The organism is Sanguibacter inulinus (assembly GCF_013415325.1).
In the GTDB taxonomy this organism is placed as follows: domain Bacteria; phylum Actinomycetota; class Actinomycetes; order Actinomycetales; family Cellulomonadaceae; genus Sanguibacter; species Sanguibacter inulinus.
The window spans coordinates 58,444-81,586 of sequence record NZ_JACBYE010000011.1; the positions used below are offsets into that span (position 1 = coordinate 58,444).

Here is a 23,143-nt window from a genome sequence, read left to right on the forward strand (position 1 = left end):
CCGCCGCCAGGGAGGGCCTGTCGGCGCGCGAGCCGGTGCCGTCGTCCGGTACCCGCCGACGGACTCGGTACGCTTGCCCTGAGAACAACAGCACACCGGTCTGATCCATGCCTGGTGGGCTGTGGAGCCGACAGGGAGTGAAGACATGGCAGCATCGCCGATCGCTGAGCAGGTGGCGGACGCGGTCCGACCAGGAGTCGAGAGCGCAGGCCTCGTCCTCGAAGACGTGCAGGTCGCGCCCGCGGGCGCGCGCACAGTCGTCAGGGTGGTCCTGGACCTCACGGAAGACCAGACCGGAGCCCTCGGGCTCGACCAGGTCGCCGAGGTCTCGCGGGTCATCTCCGACACGCTCGACACCCTTCCTGCGCTCCCCGGCAAGTTCACGCTCGAGGTGACGTCCCCCGGCACGAGCCGCCCGCTGACCGAGCTGCGCCACTTCAAGCGCGCACGCACCCGCCTCGTCGCCGTCGACCTCGTCGAGGGGGAGTCGTTCACCGAGCGCCTCACCGCCGTCGAGGGCGAGGTCCTCGTGTTCGAGGCCGCCGACGGCGCCGCGCACGAGGTGCCGTTCGCGGACGTGCGCAGCGGGCAGGTCGAGGTCGAGCTCAAGCGGGCAGCGGCCGTCGACGAGAGCGACTTCGAAGACTTCGACGGTTCGGAAGACACCGACCGCACAGATGGTGAGGGTTGAGATGGACATCGACATGAGCGCGCTGCGCCTCCTCGAGCGCGAGCGGGAGATCAGCCTCGACGTGCTGGTCTCCGCGATCGAGCAGGCGCTGGCGCTGGCGTACCAGCGGACCCCGGGCGCTCAGCGCACCGCGCGGGTCGAGATCGACCGGAAGTCAGGTCACGTGACCGTCTGGGCGCGTGAGGACATCGAGACCGAAGAGCCCGTCGCGCCGCGCGACGACCTCGACGAGGACGACGACAGCGACGAGGCTCAGCCCACGACGCGGATCGTCCGCACGCTCGGCCCCGAGTTCGACGACACACCGTCCGACTTCGGCCGCATCGCGACCTCGACGGCCCGCCAGGTGATCATGCAGCGCCTGCGCGACGCCGAGGACGACCAGGTGCTCGGGCAGTTCCGCGACAAGGAGGGCGAGCTCGTCTCGGGCATCATCCAGCAGGGCCGTGACCCGCGCGTCGTCCTCGTGGACGTCGGCGGGACCGAGGCGATCCTCGGCGCGCACGAGCAGGTGCCGACCGAGAAGTACGTCCACGGCGAGCGTCTGCGCTCCTACGTCCTCGACGTGTCGCGCGGCATGAAGGGCCCGCAGATCTCGCTGAGCCGCACGCACCCCAACCTCGTGCGCAAGCTCTTCGAGATGGAGGTCCCCGAGGTCGCCGACGGCTCCGTCGAGATCGTCGCGATCGCCCGCGAGGCCGGTCACCGCACCAAGATGGCCGTGCGGGCCCGCGTCTCCGGCCTCAACGCCAAGGGTGCGTGCATCGGCCCGATGGGCTCGCGCGTGCGCGCCGTGATGGCCGAGCTCCACGACGAGAAGATCGACATCGTCGACTGGAACGACGACCCTGCGGCCTTCGTGGCCAGCGCGCTGTCGCCGGCGACTGTGATCTCGGTGACTGTCGTCGACGCAGACGCTCGTGCTGCTCGTGTGATCGTCCCGGACTTCCAGCTCTCGCTCGCGATCGGCAAGGAGGGGCAGAACGCCCGTCTCGCCGCCAAGCTCACGGGCTGGCGCATCGACATCCGGTCCGACGGCGGCGGCGCAGACGAGGCCCCGGCGCAGGCTCCGGACGCCCGGTAGGTCAGCAGACGTGGGACAGCACGCTAGACTGGACAGGTCTGGGTCACCCCGCCCGGCCTCCTCGCGTGTACCTGCTCGGTCTGCTGAGCCCCAGAACCTCGGTTCGGAGCCCGTCGGACCGGTGCGTACGTGCGTCGGTTGCCGGCAGCGAGATGCCCAGTCGCAGATGATCCGGTTCGTGATGAGCCGAGGAGACGAGGACGGCGCCAGCCCTGGCGTGGTCGCAGACCCCCGGCAGGTACGACCTGGACGCGGTGCCTGGCTGCACGACGATGCCGGGTGCGCCGAGCGAGCGATCGCCCGGAAGGCGTTCCAGCGTGCACTTCGCGTCCCGCACGACATCACCATCAACGGCTTGACCATCGCGGCAGGGCCCCTGTCCTCCGCGAGCACGACACGTCGACAAGGAAGCGGGTTAGAAGCCGATGGGCACCCGATGAGTACTCAGCGATGAGTTCCCAGCACTAACGACGGTCCTCCCTGCCTTGGGTGGACCAAGACAGGAGAGTTGTGGCTAAGGTCCGCGTCTACGAGCTCGCAAAAGAGCTCGGGGTGGAGAGCAAGACCATCATGACGAAGCTCACCGAGCTCGGTGAGTTCGTCCGTTCAGCGTCATCGACCATCGAACCCCCCGTGGTTCGCAAGCTGCGCGACGCCTTCCCGGCGCAGCAGCAGGACGGTGCAGCGAAGCCAGCGGCGAGCAAGCCGTCCGGCCCGCGCCCCGGCAAGCCGGCTCCGGCCGCGCCCGCCCCGAGCGCACCGGCCGAGCAGGCCCCCGCTGCTGCTGCGCCCGCAGCACCCTCGGCACCCGTCCCGGCTCCGGCCCCGACGCCCGCCCCGGCGGCTCCTGCTGCCCCGGCAGCCGAGAAGCCTGCAGCCCCCGCCGCAGCGGCTGAGAAGCCTGCCGCCCCGGCTCCGTCGGAGACCCCGCGCCCGGCGGCGCAGAGCGGCACGCCCGCCCCGCGTCCCGGTACGCCCCGTCCCGGCAACAACCCCTTCGCGACGAGCCAGGGGATGCCGCGCTCTGACAAGCCGCGTTCCGGCACGCCGCGCCCGGGGAACAACCCCTTCGCGACGAGCCAGGGCATGCCCCGGCCCGGACAGCGTCCCGAGCGCACAGAGCGCACGGAGAACGTCAACCCGTCGGCCCCGGCCGCGAACACCGGTGAGCGCTCGGGCGGACCTCGTCCCCCCGCGCCTCGCCCCGGCGCACCGCGACCGAACCCGGGCATGATGCCCGGCCGCAGCGCGGCCGTGGGTCGTCCCGGCGAGCGTGCCGGCGGCGGCGGTGGCCGTCCCGGTGGCGCTCCGGGCGGTGCCCGTGGTGGCTACCAGGGTCGTCCCGGTGGCGGCACCGGTGGTCCCGGCGGCGCTCCGGGTGGAGCACCCGGTGGCTTCGCAGGTCGTCCCGGTGGTGGTGGTCGTCCCGGTGGTGCCGGTCGCGGCAGCACCCAGGGTGCCTTCGGCCGCGCCGGTGGTCGTCCCGTCCGTGGGCGGAAGTCGAAGCGCGCGAAGCGTCAAGAGTTCGAGCAGATGCAGGCTCCGTCGCTCGGTGGTGTGCAGGTCCCTCGCGGGAACGGCAGCACCGTCGTCCGTCTGCGTCACGGCTCGTCGCTCAACGACTTCGCCGACAAGATCGACGCCAACCCGGCCAGCCTCGTCACCGTGCTGTTCCACCTCGGTGAGATGGCCACGGCGACGCAGTCCCTCGACGAGGACACCTTCGGGTCCCTCGCCGCGGAGCTCGGCTACGTCATCGAGATGGTCTCGGCCGAGGAAGAGGACCGCGAGCTGCTCGGCGGCTTCGACATCGACCTCGACGCCGAGCTGGACGCCGAGGGCGACGACGAGCTCGAGGCTCGTCCGCCCGTCGTGACCGTCATGGGTCACGTCGACCACGGTAAGACCCGCCTCCTCGACGCCATCCGCAAGACGGACGTCGTCTCGGGCGAGGCCGGTGGCATCACCCAGCACATCGGTGCCTACCAGGTCCACCACGAGCACGAGGGCGTCGACCGCGCGCTCACCTTCATCGACACCCCGGGTCACGAGGCGTTCACCGCCATGCGTGCTCGTGGTGCCCAGGTGACCGACATCGCGATCCTCGTGGTCGCAGCCGACGACGGCGTCATGCCCCAGACTGTCGAGGCGCTCAACCACGCCCAGGCCGCCGGTGTGCCGATCGTGGTCGCGGTCAACAAGATCGACAAGGAGTCGGCCAACCCCGACAAGATCCGCCAGCAGCTCACCGAGTACAACCTCGTGGCTGAGGAGTACGGCGGCGACACCATGTTCGTCAACGTGTCTGCCCGCGAGGGTCTGCACATCGACGACCTGCTCGACGCCGTCATCCTCACCGCCGACGCTGCGCTCGACCTCCGGGCCAACCCGGACAAGGACGCACGCGGTGTCGCGATCGAGGCCAACCTCGACAAGGGTCGTGGAGCCGTCGCGACGGTCCTCGTCCAGTCGGGGACCCTGCACGTCGGCGACTCGATCGTCGCCGGTACGGCCTACGGCCGCGTCCGTGCGATGTTCGACGAGCACGGTGTGCCCGTCGAGGCAGCCACGCCGGCACGTCCGGTCATGGTCCTCGGTCTGACCTCGGTGCCCCGCGCCGGTGACACGTTCCTCGTGGCTCCGGACGACCGCACGGCTCGTCAGATCGCCGAGAAGCGTGAGGCAGCCGAGCGTGCAGCCCTCCTGGCCAAGCGTCGCAAGCGCATCAGCCTCGAGGACTTCACGCAGGCGCTCCAGCAGGGCAAGGTCGAGACCCTCAACCTGGTCCTCAAGGGTGACGTCTCCGGTGCCGTCGAGGCGCTCGAGGACGCTCTGCTCAAGATCGACGTCGGTGACGAGGTCGACCTGCGCGTCATCCACCGCGGTGTCGGTGCGATCACGCAGAACGACGTCAACCTCGCGACGGTCGACAACGCCGTCATCATCGGCTTCAACGTGAAGACCGGTGAGCGCGTGGCCGAGCTCGCCGACCGTGAGGGAGTGGACATCAAGTTCTACTCCGTCATCTACCAGGCGATCGACGACGTCGAGGCAGCGCTCAAGGGCATGCTCAAGCCCGAGTACGAAGAGGCTCAGCTCGGCACCGCCGAGGTCCGCGAGATCTTCCGTTCTTCCAAGTTCGGGAACATCGCGGGTTGCCTCGTCCGCTCCGGCACGATCCGACGCAACACCAAGGCGCGCGTGCTCCGCGGTGGGACCGTCGTCGAGGACAACCTCTCGGTCGAGTCGCTCAAGCGCTTCAAGGACGACGCCACCGAGGTCCGCGAGGGCTATGAGTGCGGTATCGGCCTCGGGTCCTTCAACGACCTGCGCGTGGACGACGTCATCGAGACCTTCGAGATGCGCGAGAAGCCGCGCTCGTAAGGCCTCACCCTGCCGGTCCCGCCGTCGCGCCCTCGTGGTGCGGCGGCGGGACCGGCATCTTCATCTCACCAGCAGTGCACGATGCAGCGCCCCGCGCGGCTGCAGGACGAAAGGAACTGTCATGGTCGACCACCCCAGGGCACGCAAGCTCGCCGACCGCATCCAGGTCATCGTCGCCCAGATGCTCGACACCCGGATCAAGGACCCGCGTCTGGGCTTCGTGACGGTGACGGACGTCCGCGTGACCGGTGACCTCCAGAACGCCGCGGTGTTCTACACAGTCATGGGCGACGAAGAGGCACGGACCGGCACGGCCGCAGCCCTCGAGAGCGCCAAGGGCATGATCCGCTCCGAGGTCGGCAAGCAGACCGGGATCCGGCTGACCCCCACGCTCGAGTTCCACCTCGACTCGGTCCCCGAGATCGCCGAGAAGTTCGGCGAGGCCCTCCTCGAGGCCCGTCGCCGCGACGCCGAGCTCGCCGCCCTGCGCGCCAACGCGACGTACGCGGGGGACGAAGACCCGTACAAGCACGGGGACGACGAAGACGACGACGAGAGCACGCCCGCCCCGACTGCCTGACGTGGTCTCCCTGGGCGGGACGCCCAGAGACCGCCGCTGACCGAGGTCAGCGAAGACCGGGCGACGTGGCTGGCAGCCGGGCGGACGAGATCCGCCCGGCTGCCACCGTCGTGCGGTGAGACGCCCCGCCACCTGCCGGCCCCCGGCCTGCGCGGGTGCCACGACCCCGGAGCGAGACCGCCCGGGGCGCGCGAGAGGAACGACGCGATGTCTGAAGAACCCACGCCTGGCGCGCGACGCACCCGCGCCGACCGCCCTGCCCGTCCTCGCCGCCCGACGGCTCCTGACGGCCTCGTGCTGGTCGACAAGCCCGCCGGCTGGACCAGCCACGACGTCGTGGCACGGACCCGCGGTCTTGCCGGCACCCGCAAGGTCGGTCACGCCGGGACCCTCGACCCGATGGCGACAGGCGTCCTGGTCCTCGGCATCGGCCGTGCGACCCGGCTGCTCACCTACGTGGTCGGTGCGGACAAGGAGTACACGGCGACCATCCGGCTCGGCCAGACGACCTCGACGGACGACGCCGAGGGGGAGACGACCTCGACGCCCGGCGCGGCAGGCGTCACGGCGGAGTCTGTCGCGGCGGGGGTCGCGCGGCTCACGGGGGAGATCCAGCAGGTCCCCAGCTCGGTGAGCGCGATCAAGGTCGACGGCAAGCGGGCCTACGCTCTCGTGCGGTCGGGCGAAGAGGTCACGCTCGACGCACGGACCGTGACGATCAGCCGCTTCGAGGTCCACGCGCTGCGCGAGGTCGAGGTGGACCTCGCGCAGGGGCAGGGCGCCTCTGAGGTCTCGGACGCCTCGGAGTTCGTGGACGGCGCGGACGCGCCGGTCGGGGGGACCGGCGTGACCGTGGTGGACGTGGACGTGACCGTCGTGTGCTCCTCGGGCACGTACATCCGTGCGCTGGCGCGCGACCTCGGCGCCGACCTCGGCTGCGGTGGGCACCTCACGGCGCTGCGACGTACGCGCGTCGGCGGCTACACCATCGAGGCAGCCCGCTCCTTCGACGAGCTCGAGTCGCAGACGGACGCGGACGGGGTCCTCGCGACGATCCCGCTCGCCGACGCAGCGCGCGCCACCTTCCCGGTCCGCGACCTCACGGCCGAAGAGGTCGTCGCGCTGTCCTACGGCCAGTGGCTCGAGGCCTCGGGGACCGCTGGGACGACCGCGGCGGTCGCACCCACCGGCGAGCTCGTAGCCCTCGTCGAGGACGTGACCCGCAGCGGCCACGAGAAGGCCAAGCCGGTGATCGTCTTCGCGCCCTCCCAGGGTGAGACCTCGAAGGGCACGACCACCTAGGACACCGCCCTGCGCACCGCCACCTGGTCCCCGGACCGTCACCGGATTGCGTCCTGCCCCGTCGGGCGTGGCACCCTTGTCCAGTCGTGCCACGCACGTCGACCAGCCCGTCACCGGCTCAGGCGACCTGACCCGGACATCGCCCGAGGAGCCTTCAGTGCAGCTGTGGACCGACCTGGACCAGATCCCCGCAGGGGTCGGACCGTCCGTCGTGACGATCGGCAACTTCGACGGCGTCCACGCGGGGCACGTGCAGGTCCTCGGCCGTCTGGTCCAGCGCGCCGCCGAGCTCGACGCGATCTCCGTGGCCATCACCTTCGACCCGCACCCGGCCCAGGTGCACAGGCCTGACGAGGCGCCACCGCTCATCACCGGTCTCCAGGACAGGCTGCTGCTGCTCGAGGAGACCGGCATCGACGCCGTCCTCGTCCTGCCGTACTCGCTGTCGCTGGCCGGGCTGACGCCCGAAGAGTTCGTGTCGCGCTACATCGTCGACGCTCTCGGAGCCGTCTGCGTGGCCGTGGGCCGTGACGTCCGCTTCGGGCTCGGCAACTCTGGTTCGTTGGACACGATGGTCGAGATCGGCGAGAGGCTCGGCTTCGTCGTCGACGTGATCGACGACGTCGGCGACGGCCCGGCGCCGCGCTGGTCCTCGAGCGCCGTGCGCGAGCTCTTGCTCGCCGGAGACGTCCGGGCCGCCGGTCAGATGCTCGGGCGCCCGCACAGGCTCCGCGGCGAGGTCGTGCACGGTGACGCGCGCGGACGGGACCTCGGGTACCCGACGGCCAACCTGAGCCAGGACGCGCAGGGCATCGTCCCTGCCGACGGTGTGTACGCCGGCTGGGTCGTCCGCCCGTCCTCCGGCGACCAGACCCCGCTGCCCGCAGCCGTGTCGATCGGCACCAACCCGACCTTCGACGGGCTCCAGCGCCGTGTCGAGGCCTACGTGCTCGACCGGACAGACCTCGACCTCTACGGCGAGGAGATCCTCGTCGAGCTCGTCGAGAGGCTCCGGCCGACCCTGAAGTTCGACTCCCTCGACGCGCTCGTCGAGCAGATGGCCGCCGACGTCGTGCAGGCGCGCGACATCTTGGGCGCAGAGCCTCGTCGCGGACAGACCGCGGACGGTGCCGACGCCGCAGACCAGCCTGGCGCCTCGGGGCTGTAGAGGATGGCGGGTGAGGGCACCCAGCCGCAGGGGAGCGTGGCGGGCCCAGCGGTCGTCGCGGCGACCTCTCTGGTCGTCGGCTACGGGGACGTCCAGGTCTGCGCGCCCGTCGACCTCTCGCTGCAGCCCGGGCAGAGCCTCGCCGTCATCGGGTCCAACGGGTCCGGCAAGTCCACTGTCCTGCGGACGGTCCTGGGTCTGCTCGCGCCCGTGTCAGGGCAGGTCGAGGTGCTCGGCCGCGCTGTCGACGAGCGCGACCGACGCTTCCGGGCAGGAGTGGCGGGGGTCCTCGACGCGGACGCCTACTTCCCCGGACTGACGACGCGCGAGCACCTGGTGCTCACGGCGCGCGGGTTCGGGGTCCCCGAGGCAGGTCGCGTGGTCGACGAGGTGCTCGGGGTCTTCGGGATCTCCCACCAGTCCGACACTGTGCCCGAGGCGCTGTCGTCCGGGCAGCGCAGGCGCCTGCTGCTCGCAGCCGGGTTCGTCAGACCGCGAGAGCTGCTCGTCCTCGACGAGCCCGAGCAGCGCCTGGACGTCCGGATGCGGCGAGACCTCGCCGGCCTGCTGCGTGAGGAGACCGCCCGCGGCGGGGCCGTCCTCTACGCCACGCACGACGAGACGCTGCTCCGGGAGACAGGGAGCCCGGCACTGCTCGTGGGAGACGACGTGAGCCGGTTGGTCGCCCCGGGTGAGGCGGCCGACCTCCTCGCCGCCGGGCTCTGAGATGCGCACCCTCACGGCAGACCCCGAGGAGCAGCTCACCGGGCGAGAGATCCGCAGGCTCACAGCTCGCGCCTCCGCTGCGCGCTCGGGCCGCGGCGCCGTCGAGGTTCTCAGCTCTGTCGCCTACGCGGTCGTGTGCGTCGCGGTCACCGTCGGGCTGGTCGTCGGGATCGCCGACGCCGTGCGCGGCGTCGTGACGCTCTCGTCGGATGCGCAGGATCCTGACATGGTGCTCTCCCTCGACGCCGTCCGGGCGATGCTCTGGACCGTTGTCGGTGCGCTCTCGGTCAGCCTGGCGGCGCGGCTCGGACCCGTCGGCGTCTCGGACGCCGGTGTGCGGTGGTGGGTGCCCACGGGGGTCGACAGGTCCGGGCTGCTCGTCGGCAGCTGGTGGAGCACTCTCGCGACCTGGACCGTCGGCACGTCGGTCGCGGCGACGACAGTCGCCGGTGTCACGGGCGTCCCGGTGACGGGAGCTGCGCTCGGGGGCGTCGCGCTGGTCGGCGCGGGGGCCGGCGCGCTCCTCGTCGCCGCGGTCGGGGTCCTGCAGGCTCACGGGATCGCCGGGTCCGCCCGGCGTGCCGCTGATGGCGTGGTCGCCCTGGTCCCCGTGCTCGGTGTCCTGTGGATCCTCGTCGGCAGCGGCCCGTGGTCGGGGTCGGACGACGGAGGCGTCGCCGGTCCGGCGCCGACCTCGGGTCTGTGGCTCGTCGCAGTCGTGCTCGCCGCCGCAGCGCTGGTCGTCGTGCTCGTCTGGCGACGGTCGCTCGGTCGGCTGAGCGCGTCGGTGCTCGCCGAGCGTGCTGGGACCGCGCAGCACGCCGGAGCCGCGACGCTCTCCCTCGACACCCGCGAGCTGGCACGCGCTCTCGGTCGGGGCCGGGCCGTACGCACCCGCCGACCGTCTCGGCGGCTGCGCGTCGTCCGTGGGCCGCGCACCGCCCTGCTCGTCGCCGAGGCCCTCGCGCTGACCCGCACCCCGGGTCTGCTGCTCGCGGTACCTGCCCTGGCCTGCTCGGCGGTCGTCGCGCAGCAGGTCCCCGCCCTGCGGGACGGGGCCGGGCTCGTCGTGGTGACGGCCGTCGTCGGGCTCCGCGCCGCGCAGACCGGTGCTCGCGGCGCCAGCGAGGCTGACGTGTCACCCGCGCTCGACGCGATGCTGCCCCTCGGGTCACGGACCACCCGGATGCTGCGCACGGTCTTCCCTGCGCTGGTCTCCGGCGTGGTGCTGCTCGCCGCCCTCGCGCCCGCTGTCGTCGGGGAGGGTGCACCGCTCGGTCCGTGGGTGCTGCTGACCGTGCTCGCGGGTGCGGGCTTCGGGGCTGCTGCCGTCCGTGGTGCGTACCGCAGGCCACCCGACTGGTCCGCCCCGCTGCTCGCGACCCCGGCCGGCGCGCTGCCGACGGGGGCGGTGTCGTCGGCGCTGCGCGGACCCGATCTCGCTCTGGTCGTCGTCGTGCCGCTCGCCGTGGCGGTCGTCGTGGGGGCTGCGTCGTGGGGACTCGTCGTCGCGCAGGCTGTCGTGGCCGTCGGTGCCGTGGTCGTCGCCTCGTGGGTGCCGGCGCCGGACCACGGATGACCGGTCCAGGGTCCCCGGTACGTGGTGCTCTCGGCGGGTCATCTCGACAGGGCTGCATCCACGCGCAGGAGGTCGCGCGGGGCGCACGGGGGAGGCGGGGGAGGGCTGTCAGGCCCTCCCTCCGAGCCCTGCTAGACTTGCACAGCCGTTAGATCGGCCGCGGAACCAGAGAGCTCGGGTGGACATGCCCCGGAGCACCGCGCAACGAGAACACACTAGGAGAGCCGTGCCCCTCGACAACGCCACGAAGCAGCGCATCATGACCGAGTACGCCACCACCGAGGGCGACACCGGTTCCCCCGAGGTCCAGGTCGCGATGCTCACGCAGCGCATCCTCGACCTCACCGACCACCTCAAGGAGCACAAGCACGACCACCACAGCCGTCGTGGTCTGCTCCTCCTCGTCGGAAAGCGTCGTCGCCTCCTCGGATACCTCCAGAAGGTCGACATCAACCGCTACCGCAGCCTCATCGAGCGCCTCGGCCTCCGTCGCTGATAGCGTGATCTCTAGCCCGGTCCCATTCTCTGGGGCCGGGCTAGTTCGGTATCACTGAGGAATCGCTGCACACTCATCACCCACAGTCCGCTTCCGACCGCATCGTCCGGTCCTCGGTAGTGGCCCCCGGACCCGCGCACGCGCGCGAGACGTCCGTAGGCCTCGATCGAAGACCGCCGTGCGGTGTGCGCCGCGGACACTCGCAGAACAGGAGGGCACCCGTGGAGGGTCCCGAGATCGAGTTCGAAGAAGCAGTCATCGACAACGGGCGCTTCGGCACCCGCACCGTCCGTTTCGAGACGGGCCGCCTGGCCCGCCAGGCTGCCGGGTCGGCAGTCGCGTACCTCGACGGCGAGACGATGCTGCTGTCGGCCACCACGGTCGGCAAGCACCCCAAGGACCAGTTCGACTTCTTCCCGCTGACGGTCGACGTCGAAGAGCGCATGTACGCCGCGGGCCGCATCCCCGGCTCGTTCTTCCGCCGCGAGGGACGCCCCAGCACCGAGGCCATCCTCACGTGCCGTCTCATCGACCGCCCGCTCCGCCCGACCTTCGTCAAGGGCCTGCGCAACGAGGTCCAGGTCGTCGTGACCGTCCTCGCCGCTCACCCGGACGACGCCTACGACACCCTCGCGATCAACGTCGCGTCGCTGTCCACCCAGCTCTCCGGCCTGCCGTTCTCCGGCCCGGTCGGTGCTGTCCGCATCGCTCTGGTCGACGGCCAGTGGGTCGCCTTCCCGAAGTACTCCGACAAGGAGAAGGCCGTCTTCGACATGGTCGTCGCCGGTCGTGTCGCCGGGGACGACGTCGCGATCATGATGGTCGAGGCCGAGGCCACCGACAACTCCTGGACCCTGATCAAGGACGAGGGCGTCGCCGCCCCGACCGAAGAGGTCGTGGCCGAGGGCCTCGAGGCCTCGAAGGTCTTCATCCGCCAGCTCTGCGAGGCCCAGGCCGCGCTCGCCGCCCGCGCTGCGAAGCCGGTCCGTGAGTTCCCGCTCTTCCTGGACTACCAGGACGACGCCTACGCCGCGATCGAGGCGCAGGTCGCCACGCCGCTCGGTCAGGCGCTCACCATCGCGGACAAGCAGGACCGCGAGGCCCGCCTCGACGAGGTCAAGGCCGAGGCGCTCACCGCTCTCGCCGGCCAGTTCGAGGGTCGCGAGAAGGAGCTGTCCGCAGCCGTCCGCTCCGTGACCAAGAAGCTCATCCGTCAGCGCGTCCTCACCGACGGTGTCCGCATCGACGGTCGTGGGCTCGCCGACATCCGCACGCTCTCGGCCGAGGTCGAGGTCGTCCCCCGCGTGCACGGTTCCGCGATCTTCGAGCGTGGCGAGACCCAGATCATGGGCATCACCACCCTCAACATGCTCCGCATGGAGCAGCAGATCGACTCGCTCGGTCCGGAGACGCGCAAGCGCTACATGCACAACTACAACTTCCCGCCGTACTCGACCGGTGAGACCGGCCGTGTGGGGAGCCCCAAGCGTCGTGAGATCGGGCACGGTGCACTCGCCGAGCGCGCCCTCGTCCCCGTCCTGCCGACCCGCGAAGAGTTCCCCTACGCGATCCGCCAGGTCTCCGAGGCGCTCAGCTCCAACGGGTCCACCTCGATGGGTTCCGTCTGCGCCTCGACCCTCTCGCTGCTCAACGCCGGTGTGCCGCTGCGCGCAGCCGTCGCGGGCATCGCGATGGGTCTCATCTCCGACACCGTGGACGGCCAGCCCCGCTACGCGGCGCTGACCGACATCCTCGGAGCCGAGGACGCCTTCGGCGACATGGACTTCAAGGTCGCCGGTACCCGTGAGTTCGTCACGGCCATCCAGCTCGACACGAAGCTCGACGGCATCCCCGCCTCGGTCCTCGGCGGTGCGCTGACCCAGGCCCGCGACGCGCGCTTCGCGATCCTCGACGTGCTCGCCGAGGCCATCGACGTGCCCGACGAGATGAGCCCGCACGCTCCTCGCGTCATCGCGGTCAAGGTCCCCGTGGACAAGATCGGCGAGGTCATCGGCCCGAAGGGCAAGATGATCAACCAGATCCAGGAGGAGACGGGCGCGGACATCTCCATCGAGGACGACGGCACCGTCTACATCGGTGCCACCGACGGCCCCTCCGCAGAGGCCGCCCGCGCGGCGATCAACGCGATCGCCAACCCGCACGTGCCCGAGATCGGCGAGCGCTTCGTCGGGACTGTCGTCAAGATCGCTCCCTTCGGCGCCTTCATCTCGCTCTCGCCGGGCAAGGACGGGCTGCTCCACATCAGCCAGATCCGCAAGCTCGTCGGTGGCAAGCGCGTCGAGAACGTCGAGGACGTGCTGAGCATCGGCCAGAAGGTCCAGGTCGAGATCGGTGAGGTCGACCCGCGCGGGAAGCTCTCGCTCCACGCCGTGGTCGACGAGACCGAGGCCGAGGCTGGTCAGGCAGACGCCTGACGTGCCCTGGAACCTTCCGCTCGACCCCGCCGGATCGCCGGCGAACGAGCTGACCGCCGGGCAGGACGGGGCGACGATCCGTCGCTCTGTCCTGCCCGGCGGGGTCCGGGTGCTCACCGAGCACATGCCGGGCCTGCGGTCAGCCACCATCGGTGCCTGGGTGGGCGTCGGCTCGCGCGACGAGACGAGCGGCCACTTCGGCTCGACACACTTCCTCGAGCACCTGCTGTTCAAGGGGACCCAGCGCCGCACGGCGATGGACATCGCCGAGGCCTTCGACGCCGTCGGCGGCGAGGCCAACGCCGGCACCGGCAAAGAGCACACGGTCTACTACGCCCGGGTCCTCGACTCCGACCTGCCGATGGCTGTCGACGTCATCACCGACATGGTCACCTCGGCTCGCCTCGACGAGGACGAGCTCGAGACCGAGCGCGGAGTGATCCTCGAAGAGCTCGCCATGAACGACGACGACCCGTCGGACGTCGTCCACGAAGAGTTCGCCGCCGCAGTGCTCGCCGGGCACCCGCTCGGTCGGCCGATCGGTGGGACCCCCGACACCATCCGCGCCGTCCCGCGTGCTGCCGTGTGGGAGCACTACCAGTGGCACTACAGGCCCGAGACCCTCGTGGTCTCGGCTGCTGGCGGCGTCGACCACGACGCGCTCTGCGACCAGGTGTCGCAGGCGCTGACCGACGGTGGCTGGGACCTGGCTGCAGGTGCGACACCGCGTGCGCCGCGCGACAGCGCCGACCTCTCGGGAGTCGGCGAGGTCGGCACCGAGCTCACCGTCCGTCGGGCGGTCGAGCAGGGCAACGTGATCATCGGCTCGACAGGGATCTCCGCGACCGACGACCGCCGGTTCATCATGTCGGTGCTTTCCGCTGTCCTCGGCGGCGGGATGTCGTCGCGGCTCTTCCAGGAGATCCGTGAGAAGCGCGGCCTCGCGTACTCGACCTACTCCTTCGCCTCAGGGCACGGCGGCATCGGGACCTTCGGTCTCTACGCAGGATGCGCCCCCGCGAAGATCGACGAGGTGAGCGAGCTCATGGTCCTCGAGCTCGAGAAGCTCGCCGACTCCGGGATCACCGCCTCCGAGCTCGCGCGGAGCATCGGGCAGCTCTCGGGCGGTCTGGTCCTCGGGCTCGAGGACACCGGCTCACGCATGAGCAGGCTCGGCAAGGCAGACCTCGTCACCGGGGAGCTGCTGAGCGTCGCCGAGTCGCTCGAGCGAATCCGTACCGTGACCGCCGAAGACGTCCAGGCTCTCGCCAAGGACCTCGCGGCACGACCGCGGTCCACGGTGCGCGTGGGGCCCTTCGGGGACTGACTCTCGGGGCCCGTCCTCTGGCCCGAGACGACGTCACGACACGTCACCGCACAGCAGCAGCAGCAGCACCAGCGGCACGACGAAGCCGCCGTCAGGCAGCTTCGCTCCTCAGGGAGCGACGCTCTCTGACGGCGGCTTCGTCGTGGGGGTTGCAGAGTCTGGCGCAGCGACGTGCGCGACGCCGGTCTCGCTGATCAGCGGCCCGGCAGCGGGGCTGTCTCCGAGGGCGAGGTGCTGGTCTTGGTCTCCGCAGAGGTCCGCTGAACCGATGTCGCCTCCTACCAGGAGGTGGAGCGCGCGCGCCGAGCCGATGGTCCGTGTCGAGGCCACGAGCACCCCGCACGCTCCGGCGACCAGGACGAGCAGGTCGACATCGAGGCGCACCAGGAGAGAGGCGACGGCGACCGCGAGCAGGAGGACTACGACCGCGCCCTTCCAGGCCGACGAGACGCCGCTCGAGAGCGCCGGGGGTGAGCCGAGGAGCCAGGCAGCGACCAGGGTGCCGACGACCACGAGGAACCCGGGGTCGAGGAGCACAGGCCACCCCGTCGCTCCGAGGGAGGAGGAGACGAAGAAGATCCCGCCTGCCGCCTGGAGCAGCACCGCTCCACCGCAGAGGAGCACGACGACAGCAGCCGCCACGTGCGTCGCCCGGTCGACCTCGCGGGCGAGGACCGAGCGCGGAGAGGGTGTGCTCGTCCACTGAGCGGTCGGGACGACGGCTGAGCCAGAGAGAACGGCTCGAGGGTGGACTCCGATCGCGTCCGCGCCGAGCCGACGGTCGTGAGACGGTTCCCGCAGGCCCACCCGGGGACGACCTGCCCACGCAGGCGACTCGAAGGTGCGGAGCAGCAGAGGACCGACCCAGAGCGCAACCGCGACGATGGCAGGTCCGGTCGCGGAGAGCAGGTCGAGCGACCACGTGGGTGTGGCGATGAGGTCTCCCTGGTGGAGCGGGGTGCCGTCCCCGGGCCAGGCGAACCAGGTCTGCGACGGCAGCCCGTCGCGCAGGGCGCGGGTGCTGTGGACCCCGTCCAGCCATGCCGCCGCGGTCCAGACGGCGAGGAGCCCCGAACCCGTCGCGCTCGGCCACCACCATCGAGCGCCGTCGCGGTTCGAGACGGCCCACGACAGCACGGTCACGACGAGCGACGTGCTGGTCGTCCATCCGGTGTACGGGGTGAGCAGAGCATCTGACCCGGCGCGGACGAGCGTGTCCACGACAGGCTCCGCGAAGAACACGGACCAGGAGGCGAGCGACTGCGTCGCTGCTGCTGCGCAGACAGTGGCTGCCGCAGCGCACGCGGACCACAGAAGACTTCTGAGAGATCTCACACCGGAGCATCGACACCCGGGACGTCGGGCTTGAGCCAGGGCCTATAGGCTGACGCCCGTGACTGGACAGCCCTCTCAGACGATCAGGGTCGCGGTGCTCGGCGCCGACGGCCGCATGGGACGTGCGGTCTGCGCCGCCGTCGACGCAGCACCCGACCTCGAGCTCGTGGCGCAGGTGCGCGCCGGTGACGACCTGGCGGCGAACCTCGACGGCGTCGACGTCGCGGTCGACTTCACGGTGCCCTCGGTGACCGAGGCCAACGTGCGCACCCTCGTCGATGCTGGTGTGCATGCCGTCGTCGGGACGACAGGCTGGACCGACGAGAGCCGTGGGCGCATCAGCGACCAGCTGGCTGCGCGGGCCGACCACGGGTCCGAGGTCGGGGTGCTCATCGCCCCGAACTTCGGGCTCAGTGCTGTGCTCGCCATGACCTTCGCTGCGAAGGCCGCCAGGTTCTTCGAGTCGGTCGAGGTCGTCGAGCTCCACCACCCGGACAAGATCGACGCGCCGAGCGGCACCGCCCGGCACACCGCCGCCGCGATCGCCGCGGCACGCCGGGAAGCCGGAGTCGCGCCGAGCCCCGACGCGACCGAGACAGGCTTCGACGCGCGTGGCGCCGACGTCGACGGCGTCCGCGTGCACGCCGTCCGGCTGCGCGGTCTCGTCGCGCACGAGGAGATCTTGCTCGGCAACGAGGGGGAGCAGCTCGTCATCCGCCAAGACTCCTTCGACAGGAAGTCCTTCATGCCCGGCGTGCTCCTCGCGATCCGCGAGGTCGTCAGCCGGCCCGGCCTCACGGTCGGCCTGGAGAACGTCCTCGACCTCTCGTGAAGATCCGTCCGCTCCTCGGCGCCGTCGCCGTCACGGCGCTCTTGGCCCTGTACGTCGTCGCGGTCTTCGGCAGGGTCGTGGCCCTCGTGCAGACGGGTGAGCCCGTCGCGGTGGTCTTCGGCCTCGGTGTGGCCGTGGTCCCGGTGCTCGTGGTCGCGCTCGTGGCCCGCGAGTGGTGGACCGGCGTGGTCGTCCAGCGCATGGCGGACCGTCTCGCCGCGGACGGCGAGCTGCCTGTCGACACGCTCCCGCGCTCCCCGGGCGGCCGGATCGACAGGTCCGCGGCCGACGAGCAGTTCGGCGCGTACAGGGCGCGGGTCGAGGCCGAGCCGGAGAGCTGGCGTGCGTGGTACCTGCTGGCCTTCGCCTACGACGCCTCGGGGGACCGTAAGCGCGCCAGGTCGTCGCTGCGCACGGCGGCAGGGTTCTTCCGCGCGGAGCAGCGCACCCGCTGACATGCGACCCTGAGCCGGAGCGTGCGCGCGCCCCCTGCTCGGCGCAGCGGCGGCGGACAGGCGAGGGACGCGTCAGGCTAGCGGTCGAGGGACGCCGACCACCGTCGTTCTGCGACGGGACGCCCCGCCACGTCGAGGACGCGGGTCCGGCCGTCCTCGGCCAGCCCAGCCCCTGCGAAGAAGGCCTCGCGCGCCGCGTCGCCCTCGAGCACCCAGGTGCTCAGGTCCTCGGCCCCGTCGGCACGGAGCCTGTCCACGGCAGCAGACAGCAGCCGAGATCCGTGCCCGGAGCGCTGGGCGGTCGGCAGCACCTCGAGCGCGACGACCTGACCTGGCGCGACCGCCACGAAGCCGACGACGTCAGCCCGCTCGCAGGCCACGAGGACAGCGAAGTCCCGGCCGGGCGGCGAGGTGATCGCCGTCTCCCAGCGCTCTCGCATCTGGGCGACGTCCAGGTCCGCGAGCGCCTCGTCGCCGAGAGCGCTCCCGTGCGCGGCCCGCCAGGCCTCGACCTGGATGCGGACGACGTGGTCGGCGTCCTCGGGCAGGGACGGGCGGACGGAGACGTCTGCGGACTCGGTGAACAGTGCCATGGCGCGACCCTACCGGCTGCGTCTCGTCAGCGACCGCCCGGACCCGGACCCGAGGTGCTCACATCGCGACGTAGACGGTCTCGAGGTACTCGTCGAGGCCTGCCTCCCCGCCCTCTCGGCCGAGCCCTGACTGCTTGAGCCCTCCGAAGGGGGCGCTCGCGTCGGAGACCAGACCACGGTTGATGCCGATCATCCCGGCCTCGAGCGAGTCGGACAGGTGCAGGGCGCGGCCGAGGTCACGGGTGTACGCATAGGCCACCAGGCCGTACTCGGTGCCGTTCGCGAGCTCGATCCCGTCGTCGTCCGAGCCGAAGGTGACGACGGGGGCGACGGGGCCGAAGGTCTCCTCGGTGACGACGGCGCGGTCCCGGGGGACACGGTCGAGGACCGTGGGCAGGTAGAAGTGCCCGCGCCCCGAGGGCGCAGACCCGCCAGTGCGCACGCGGGCTCCGGCGTCGACCGCCGACTGGACGACCGAGCCGACAGACTCCACGGCTGCGGCCTCGATGAGCGGGCCGACGGTGACGCCGTCCCGGCTCCCGGGGCCGACCACCAGGTCGTCGAAGGCCGCGGTGAGCCTGTCCGTGAACTCGGCAGCCACGGACTCCTGCACGAGGAACCTGTTGGCTGCGACGCAGGTCTGCCCGGAGTTGCGCATCTTCGCGATCATCGCGCCCTCGACCGCAGCGTCAAGGTCTGCGTCGGCGAAGACGAGGAACGGGGCGTTCCCGCCGAGCTCCATCGACGTCTTGAGGATGCCGCCCGCGGCGCTCTCGAGCAGCGAGCGTCCGACAGGGGTCGACCCAGTGAAGGAGAGCTTGCGCAGGCGAGGGTCGGCGAGCAGCGGACCTGTGACGTCCCGCGAGGACGACGTCGGGACGACGTTGAGGATACCGCCCGGCAGCCCGTGCGCCACGAGCGCGGCGCGCACGAGCTCGGCCACGTAGAGCGTGGTGAGAGGGGTCAGCCGGGCAGGCTTGACGACGACCGTGCAGCCCGCGGCGAGCGCGGGTGCGATCTTGCGGGTGAGCATGGCCAGCGGGAAGTTCCAGGGCGTGATGAGGAGCGCCGGGCCGACGGGCCGGCGGTGGATCATCTGCGTGCCACCGCCGGCGGGGGAGGTGCGCACGAGGCCGGGGACCCGGACCGCCTGCTCGGAGTACCACCTGACGAACTCTGCACCGTAGGTGACCTCGGCCCGCGACTCGGCGAGTGGCTTGCCGCACTCGGCGGTGATGAGCGCGGCGACGTCGTCGGCGTTGCGGGTCAGGGCGTCGAACACGTCGCGGAGCACGTCGGAGCGGGTCCGCGGTGACGTGCGACGCCAGACCTCGGCGTGCTCGTGCGCGGCGTCGAGGGCCCGCAGGCCGTCGTCGGGCGAGCCGTCGGCCACGTCGAAGAGCGACTCTTCGGTCGCCGGGTCCCAGACCTCGAAGGTCGCGCCGGTGCTCGAGGGCTGCCAGCGGCCGTCGACGAGCATCGACGTGGGGAGGTGGGCTGCGACGGAGGGGGACAGGGGTGAGGTGCTCATCCCTCAGTATGGGCACGGGGGCGCCACGGTCGCCCGAGGAGACGCAGGGGAGACGTCGTCTGCACCCCGCTGCGCAGGAGGGACGTGCCCCAGGTCACCCACCAGCCCGGGCCTAGACTGGACGCCATGACGTCTTCGCCTCTGCAGGTCCCTCCGCCCGCCGTCCCGACGCAGTACGAAGACCTGCTGCGCCACGTCATGGAGCACGGGACCCGCAAGGCAGACCGCACAGGGACGGGGACCCGCAGCGTGTTCGGGCACCAGATGCGCTTCGACCTCTCCGAGGGCTTCCCGCTCGTGACGACCAAGCGCGTCCACCTGCGATCGATCGTCGGCGAGCTCTTGTGGTTCTTGCGCGGCGACTCCAACGTCCGCTGGCTCCAGGACAACGGCGTGCGGATCTGGAACGAGTGGGCGGACGAGGACGGCGAGCTCGGCCCCGTCTACGGCGTCCAGTGGCGCTCGTGGCCCACACCCGACGGCCGGCACGTCGACCAGGTCTCCCAGGTCCTCGAGACGCTGCGCACGAACCCCGACTCCCGGCGGATGATCGTCTCGGCCTGGAACGTCGCAGACCTCGACGAGATGGCGCTCATGCCGTGCCATGCCTTCTTCCAGTTCTACGTCGCGGACGGCAGGCTCTCGTGCCAGCTGTACCAGCGCTCGGCCGACCTGTTCCTCGGGGTGCCCTTCAACGTCGCGAGCTACGCGCTCCTCACGCACATGGTCGCCCAGCAGGTAGGGCTCGAGGTCGGCGACTTCGTCTGGACCGGCGGGGACTGCCACGTCTACGACAACCACGTCGAGCAGGTCACCGAGCAGCTGACCCGCACCCCCTACGCCTTCCCGACCCTCGCCCTGCGCAAGGCGTCGTCGCTCTTCGACTACACCTTCGACGACGTGGTCGTCGAGGGCTATCAGCACCACCCGACGATCTCGGCCCCGGTCGCGGTATGAGCCCGGCGCAGCAGGTGGGCCTCGTCTGGGCGCAGGCGCGCGGCGGGGTCATCGGCGCCGGGGGGACGATGCCCTGGCACCTGCCCGAGGACGGCGCACACTTCCGCCGGACGACCGCGGGGTCGGCCGTCGTCATGGGGCGCGCCACGTGGGACTCGCTCCCGAGCCGGTTCCGCCCGCTGCCCGGCCGCACCAACATCGTGCTCACCCGCACACCAGGGCTCGCGCTCGAAGGGGCCGAGGTCGTCGGGTCCCTCGAGGAGGCGCTCGCCGTCGCGGCCGACCGCTCGCCAGGTCGGGTCTGGGTGATGGGTGGCGGCGAGGTCTACAGGCAGGCGCTCGCTGTCGCCGACCTCCTCGTGGTGACCGAGATCGACACGCAGGTCGACGGGGACACGTACGCGCCGGAGATCGGTGACGGCTGGGTGCCCGAGCCTGTCGTCGGAGACGAGAGCGGTCCTGACGGCTGGACGCAGTCCCGCACAGGGCTCCGATTCAGGTTCGTCGAGCACCGCCGGGCAGCGCCGCTCGGCTGAGGCCCCCGGCCTCCCTCAGGCTGGGACCTGCTCCGCCGCGCGCAGCTCGGACACGGAGACGAAGGTGTAGCCCTCGTCGGTCAGCTCGGCGAGCAGCCTGCGCACCGCGACGTACAACGAGTCGGCGGGGGTCCCGCGGCCGTCGTGGCAGAGCACGACCATGCCCGGGCTCGCCGTCGCGACGTCGGTGTCGACCACCTTCTCCGCCTTCTCGGTCGGCAGGTGGTGCGACCACAGCGCCACGTCGTACCCGAGCTCTGAGGCGACGAGCAGGCCCGGTGCGTCGATCCGTCCCCAGGGTGGCCGCACGAGCGTGGGTGCGGTCCCGGTCGTCGTGGCGATCGCGTCGTGCGTCGAGCCGAGGTTCTCGCGGATCGCGTCGACGCTCATCGTGCTGAGGTCGAGGTGCCCAGACCCGTGGCTGGCGATCTCGTGACCGGCGTCGTGGACGTCCCGGGTGATCTCGGGGTGCTCGACGACGGCGTCGCCCATCTGGAAGAACGTCGCCCGGGCGTCGTGCGCGGCGAGCGCGTCGAGGACCTGCGGGGTCCAGCGCGGGTCGGGTCCGTCGTCGAAGGTGAGCGAGACGAGCCTCTCGGCAGGGTGGGCCCGCCAGAAGACCTCGGTGCGGCACGCGACCGTCGAGTCTTGGGGGCGCGGCGCGACACGGTCGGTGGGGGACAGGCCGCGGTGCGGGGCGATCCCCGTCAGGGCCTCGGCCGTGAGGACGGCGCCGACGGTCCCCACCATCGTCAGCGCGGACGCGCCCATCATGCGGCGTCTGGACATGGTCGTGCTCATACGGTGGCCCCCTGCTGGACGTGCTGCGGCCCCTCGGCCGCGCGCCAAGACCCTACCGGACCAGCGAGGACCCTCGGCGTAGCTGCGAGCAGCGGGTCTCCGGGTCCCGTCCTGGGGGCCGCGACGGGTAGGTTATGACCATGGCGCTCCCGACCTCCAGCACCCGTCCCTTCGGCACGATGCTCACCGCGATGGTGACCCCCTTCAGCCCCGACGGTGCTGTCGACCTCGACGCCGCCGTCGCTCTCGCGGCGCACCTGGTCGACGGTGGGCACGACGGTCTGGTGCTCAACGGGACGACGGGGGAGTCCCCGACGACCCATGCCCCCGAGAAGGCCGACCTGGTCCGCGCCGTCGTCGACGCCGTCGGAGACCGCGCCGTGATCGTCGCGGGGGCCGGCTCGAACGACACCGACCACTCGATCCGCATGGCCGAGCAGTCGGCGGCCGCCGGCGCGCACGGGCTGCTCGTCGTCTCGCCCTACTACTCCCGCCCCTCGCAGGGGGGCATCGTCCAGCACACCACGGCGATCGCCGACTCGACCGACCTGCCCGTCATGGTCTACGACATCCCGGGCCGCTCGGGTGTGCGCCTCACCTCCGAGACCTACGAGCGGCTCGCGGGGCACGACAAGATCGTGGCCGTGAAGGACGCGACCGGTGACGTCTACGCCGCCGCGCAGAACATCGCCCGCACGGGTCTCGCCTGGTACAGCGGCGACGACGCCCTCTATCTGCCCTTCCTGGCCCACGGTGCCGTGGGTCTCGTGAGCGTCGTGGGGCACGTCGTGGGTCGCGAGCTCGTCGAGATCGGGCAGGCCTTCCAGGCGGGGGACCACGCACGGGCCACGTCGCTGTTCGTCGGCATCGTGCCGGTCATCGACGCAGTGATGGGTGGCGGCTTCGGCGTGGTGATGATCAAGTCGGCGCTCGTCGACCTCGGTCTCATCCCTGACGGGCACCTCAGGCTCCCGCAGGTCGGGGCGACGCAGGCCGAGGCTGAGGCCGTGCGCGCTGCGCTGCGCGCCGTCGGGCTGCTCGACGGCTCTGCCTCGCTGTAGACGGCGTCTGACAGAGGGGTCGCCCTGTCCCTGCGGCCGGTCAGGTGACGAGCCGAACGGGGTGCGCGTTCACCGCCACAGGGGTCTCCTCTGCGGGTGATGTTCGACGCGTTGTCGTCGCGGGAGGTGGGGACCTCTCCCCGCTGACCTGACGCGGCGCTGTCGCGCGTATACCCTGACAGCGATTCCGCGAAGCATGCCGAGCTCCACCACCTGGGAGGACCCCCCATGACCTCACGCTTCAACCCCCCTCCGGGTTGGCCCCCTGCC

At 71.4% G+C, this 23,143-nt stretch carries 21 protein-coding genes; 17 read left to right on the plus strand and 4 right to left on the minus strand.

From position 1 onward, the window contains the following. Positions 1-145 precede the first annotated feature (145 nt). The 12 genes from rimP to HZZ10_RS06795 all read left to right on the plus strand — a co-directional run bounded on the left by rimP (position 146) and on the right by HZZ10_RS06795 (position 14,772). The gene (gene rimP, locus HZZ10_RS06740; protein ID WP_056130044.1) at positions 146-691 is read left to right on the plus strand and encodes a ribosome maturation factor RimP; all 546 of its coding nucleotides are present in this window, start codon (positions 146-148) and stop codon (positions 689-691) included. Between the two features lies 1 nt (position 692). Beyond that, on the plus strand, positions 693-1,775 hold the full coding sequence (nusA, locus tag HZZ10_RS06745) for a transcription termination factor NusA (protein ID WP_179912926.1): 1,083 nt from the start codon (positions 693-695) through the stop codon (positions 1,773-1,775). 121 nt (positions 1,776-1,896) lie between these two features. Further along, entirely contained in the window at positions 1,897-2,229 is a 333-nt protein-coding gene (locus tag HZZ10_RS06750; RefSeq protein WP_268793411.1) for a YlxR family protein, read from the plus strand. Positions 2,230-2,285: 56 nt separating this feature from the next. Beyond that, a complete protein-coding gene (infB, locus tag HZZ10_RS06755) occupies positions 2,286-5,159 on the plus strand; it encodes a translation initiation factor IF-2 (RefSeq protein ID WP_056130048.1) in 2,874 nt (957 codons plus the stop codon). 121 nt (positions 5,160-5,280) lie between these two features. Then, the gene (rbfA, locus tag HZZ10_RS06760; RefSeq protein ID WP_179912927.1) at positions 5,281-5,739 is read left to right on the plus strand and encodes a 30S ribosome-binding factor RbfA; all 459 of its coding nucleotides are present in this window, start codon (positions 5,281-5,283) and stop codon (positions 5,737-5,739) included. 207 nt (positions 5,740-5,946) lie between these two features. After that, positions 5,947-7,041 (plus strand): tRNA pseudouridine(55) synthase TruB, encoded by a 1,095-nt coding sequence (gene truB / locus HZZ10_RS06765; RefSeq protein WP_179912928.1) that lies wholly within the window; start codon positions 5,947-5,949, stop codon positions 7,039-7,041. Between the two features lie 157 nt (positions 7,042-7,198). Continuing rightward, positions 7,199-8,209, plus strand: a complete 1,011-nt coding sequence (locus tag HZZ10_RS06770) for a bifunctional riboflavin kinase/FAD synthetase (RefSeq protein WP_056130055.1) — start codon at positions 7,199-7,201, stop codon at positions 8,207-8,209. A 36-nt stretch (positions 8,210-8,245) separates the two neighbouring features. Continuing rightward, positions 8,246-8,935 (plus strand): ABC transporter ATP-binding protein, encoded by a 690-nt coding sequence (locus tag HZZ10_RS06775; protein WP_308507513.1) that lies wholly within the window; start codon positions 8,246-8,248, stop codon positions 8,933-8,935. A gap of 1 nt (position 8,936) precedes the next feature. After that, positions 8,937-10,514 carry a DUF6297 family protein gene (locus tag HZZ10_RS06780; RefSeq protein WP_179912930.1) on the plus strand — a complete coding sequence of 526 codons (1,578 nt, stop codon included), beginning with the start codon at positions 8,937-8,939 and terminating at the stop codon, positions 10,512-10,514. Between the two features lie 226 nt (positions 10,515-10,740). Further along, on the plus strand, positions 10,741-11,010 hold the full coding sequence (rpsO, locus tag HZZ10_RS06785) for a 30S ribosomal protein S15 (protein ID WP_056130060.1): 270 nt from the start codon (positions 10,741-10,743) through the stop codon (positions 11,008-11,010). 221 nt (positions 11,011-11,231) lie between these two features. Next, positions 11,232-13,445, plus strand: a complete 2,214-nt coding sequence (locus tag HZZ10_RS06790; protein ID WP_179912931.1) for a polyribonucleotide nucleotidyltransferase — start codon at positions 11,232-11,234, stop codon at positions 13,443-13,445. Position 13,446: 1 nt separating this feature from the next. After that, on the plus strand, positions 13,447-14,772 hold the full coding sequence (locus tag HZZ10_RS06795) for a M16 family metallopeptidase (RefSeq protein WP_179912932.1): 1,326 nt from the start codon (positions 13,447-13,449) through the stop codon (positions 14,770-14,772). Between the two features lie 108 nt (positions 14,773-14,880). Here the strand turns inward: HZZ10_RS06795 and HZZ10_RS06800 are convergent, their stop codons facing one another. Continuing rightward, entirely contained in the window at positions 14,881-15,993 is a 1,113-nt protein-coding gene (locus HZZ10_RS06800) for a hypothetical protein (protein ID WP_179912933.1), read from the minus strand. Between the two features lie 172 nt (positions 15,994-16,165). On the opposite strand from HZZ10_RS06800, the gene dapB reads away from it, so the two are divergent. Together dapB and HZZ10_RS06810 are read left to right on the plus strand one after the other, a co-directional pair. Next, entirely contained in the window at positions 16,166-16,939 is a 774-nt protein-coding gene (gene dapB / locus HZZ10_RS06805; RefSeq protein ID WP_308507514.1) for a 4-hydroxy-tetrahydrodipicolinate reductase, read from the plus strand. Then, complete coding sequence (locus HZZ10_RS06810) at positions 16,936-17,394, plus strand: hypothetical protein (RefSeq protein ID WP_056130073.1); 459 nt, start codon at positions 16,936-16,938, stop codon at positions 17,392-17,394. The genes dapB and HZZ10_RS06810 overlap by 4 nt, the downstream gene beginning before the upstream one ends. 77 nt (positions 17,395-17,471) lie before the next feature. Here HZZ10_RS06810 and HZZ10_RS06815 read toward each other — a convergent pair whose 3' ends face one another. Together HZZ10_RS06815 and HZZ10_RS06820 are read right to left on the minus strand one after the other, a co-directional pair. After that, positions 17,472-17,987 carry a GNAT family N-acetyltransferase gene (locus HZZ10_RS06815; protein WP_179912934.1) on the minus strand — a complete coding sequence of 172 codons (516 nt, stop codon included), beginning with the start codon at positions 17,985-17,987 and terminating at the stop codon, positions 17,472-17,474. 58 nt (positions 17,988-18,045) lie between these two features. Continuing rightward, positions 18,046-19,518, minus strand: a complete 1,473-nt coding sequence (locus tag HZZ10_RS06820) for an NAD-dependent succinate-semialdehyde dehydrogenase (protein ID WP_179912935.1) — start codon at positions 19,516-19,518, stop codon at positions 18,046-18,048. 126 nt (positions 19,519-19,644) lie between these two features. On the opposite strand from HZZ10_RS06820, the gene HZZ10_RS06825 reads away from it, so the two are divergent. Further along, on the plus strand, positions 19,645-20,475 hold the full coding sequence (locus tag HZZ10_RS06825; protein ID WP_179912936.1) for a thymidylate synthase: 831 nt from the start codon (positions 19,645-19,647) through the stop codon (positions 20,473-20,475). Continuing rightward, positions 20,472-21,011, plus strand: coding sequence for a dihydrofolate reductase (locus HZZ10_RS06830; protein ID WP_179912937.1), 540 nt, complete (start codon positions 20,472-20,474; stop codon positions 21,009-21,011). The genes HZZ10_RS06825 and HZZ10_RS06830 overlap by 4 nt, the downstream gene beginning before the upstream one ends. Positions 21,012-21,026: 15 nt before the next feature. Here the strand turns inward: HZZ10_RS06830 and HZZ10_RS06835 are convergent, their stop codons facing one another. Further along, the gene (locus HZZ10_RS06835) at positions 21,027-21,800 is read right to left on the minus strand and encodes a polysaccharide deacetylase family protein (protein WP_179912938.1); all 774 of its coding nucleotides are present in this window, start codon (positions 21,798-21,800) and stop codon (positions 21,027-21,029) included. Between the two features lie 152 nt (positions 21,801-21,952). Here HZZ10_RS06835 and dapA point away from each other — a divergent pair, with 152 nt between their 5' ends. Further along, entirely contained in the window at positions 21,953-22,873 is a 921-nt protein-coding gene (dapA, locus tag HZZ10_RS06840) for a 4-hydroxy-tetrahydrodipicolinate synthase (RefSeq protein ID WP_179912939.1), read from the plus strand. The last annotated feature ends 270 nt before the right edge of the window (positions 22,874-23,143 follow it).